We start from the raw sequence: 2,083 nt of genomic DNA on the forward strand, positions 1-2,083 counted from the left end.
ATATATAATTATCAAACTCCTTTTAAATAATAACTTACTGTTATGGTGTGACAAATGATCAATCCAACATGGGTAAACACCTTCATCACCCTAGTCAATACTGGCCATTTCACCCAAACCGCAGAAAAGTTGTATATGACTCAACCAGGGGTCAGCCAGCACATCAAGAAGTTAGAGGAGCAATTGGGGAATGAATTACTCATTCGTTTTGGTAAACGGTTCGAGCTAACAGAAGCGGGCCAGAAAATGTATGAATTTGGCCAGCAGCAACAAACGCAAGAGAGCCAGTTTCTAGCAAGCTTATCCGCAGACGATGTTTATTGCGGCATGTCTAAAATAGGCTGCTCCGGCTCATTAGCAATGCAGCTTTACCCGCTCTTACTACAACGTCAACAGGAATATAATCAGCTATCTTTTCATGTTGAAGCTGGACCTAACCAATCAACAATAAAAAATATTCTTAGCGATGATTTAGATGTGGGGATTGTGACGCGAATAGACTCGAATAGTGACTTGTTTTTTGAAGAGATTGGTCAGTCATCCCTTAGCCTTATTTTACCCGCGCAGTTTATTACCGACAACAAAGCGACTAGCAATGATGGTGCTAAGCAGTGGTTAGATTTTGCGACACTGAATCAACTTGGTTTTATTCATCATCCTGATGGTTCCCACTATGCCTCACAAGTGCTTACACCCAATTTCTCAGAGACATTTAAGAGCATCAACCAACTCAAGATCACAGGCTATATCAACCAATTAAGCCAAATATTAGTGCCCGTTTCGCAGGGGCTAGGCTATACCGTTTTGCCAGAATCTGCTGTTGAGAGCTTTCATCAACCTCAGTTACTCCACGTCTATCCACTGAAGCACCAAGTCAGCGAAGCATTATATTTGGTAAGAAAACGCCACCGCCCTCTTCCGCTACGTTATGATTGGTTTATTGCTATGGTAAAAGAAACTCTCGCCTTATAACTTTAATTAGCTGCCAACTGATGCATCCTTAGCCAGAGTGGATGTACGCCCGAATCTTTTATCGCGATACATCGCACTATCGGCTTGTGCAATTAATTCATCCAGTATCTGTGAAGCACTTTTCCCTACCATGTCATCAGGGCTAAGTGACGCAACACCCACACTGACTCCCACTTCCGATGGGAACGCCTTAAAGCAGTGCGTTTCCAGATAGCGTCGCAACTTAAAGGTATATTCCTGTGCACCACCTAATAGCGTATGTGGCATAATAATAATGAACTCATCACCACCAAAGCGACCGATATAATCACTGGAACGCCGTTGCCCTAATAATTGATTGGCGACACATTGTAATAACCTATCTCCACATTGATGACCGTGATTATCATTTAATTTTTTAAAGCCATCGAGATCCAACATGGCTACGGATAAGGTACGATAATATTTAATCGCGATAACAATTTCTTTTATTAGTTTAGTTTCTATCGCACGACGGTTATAAATTTGGGTAAGATGATCACGCGTCGCTAAACGATGTAGCTCTTGCTCCATCTTTTTTTGTTCAGTGAGATCCTCAAACATTCCCAAGAAACCCGCAACATTACCCGTTCGATCATTAAAAGAGACTTTATGAAAACGGACATAGAAATTACGTTTATCGAAAGTCTGCATTTCACTTTCATAAACACTTCTTCCCGGTTTATCTAATAACTGAGCATCATTCTCTAAATAGGTTTCAGCCTGCTCTTTGGGGAAAACATGGAACAAGTTATTGCCAATAATTTCTGTTTTAGGCAAACCTATAACTTCAGAAAACGCATGATTACAGCCAAGATAAATACCTTTTTTACAACGATAAAATACAGGCATAGGCATACAATCCAAAATAGCTTGAATAAAACCACCTGAATCGTCGGTCAATAAAGCATGAATATCATCATGATTATGAGGGATCCCTTTCAATAACTTCGATGTTAGCACTGTCTAATCGCCTTTTCTGTCCAGTATGTATATGGCTTCTATTACATGGCGGCATAATGATAACATTGCGCTGCCAATGATATGAAAGGGATTTTTACTTAATCACTCAAAACAATAAATAACTTCTGAT

General features: G+C 40.2%; 2 protein-coding genes. One reads left to right on the forward strand and one right to left on the reverse strand.

What is annotated here, in order from left to right; translation table 11 throughout:
- Positions 1–54: 54 nt before the first annotated feature.
- Entirely contained in the window at positions 55–972 is a 918-nt protein-coding gene (locus ASV53_RS23715; RefSeq protein WP_062689484.1) for a LysR family transcriptional regulator, read from the forward strand.
- Between the two features lie 6 nt (positions 973–978).
- On the opposite strand, the gene ASV53_RS23720 is transcribed toward ASV53_RS23715, so the two are convergent.
- Complete coding sequence (locus ASV53_RS23720; RefSeq protein ID WP_157072583.1) at positions 979–1,935, reverse strand: GGDEF domain-containing protein; 957 nt, start codon at positions 1,933–1,935, stop codon at positions 979–981.
- Between the last annotated feature and the right edge of the window lie 148 nt (positions 1,936–2,083).

It is taken from the genome of Photobacterium sanguinicancri (assembly GCF_002265265.1).
Classification (GTDB): Bacteria; Pseudomonadota; Gammaproteobacteria; order Enterobacterales; family Vibrionaceae; genus Photobacterium; species Photobacterium sanguinicancri.

Excerpts from the sequence above, each read along its gene's own strand:
- ASV53_RS23715 (WP_062689484.1), top strand. The coding sequence starts at position 55 with ATGATCAATCCAACATGGGTAAACACCTTCATCACCCTAGTCAATACT.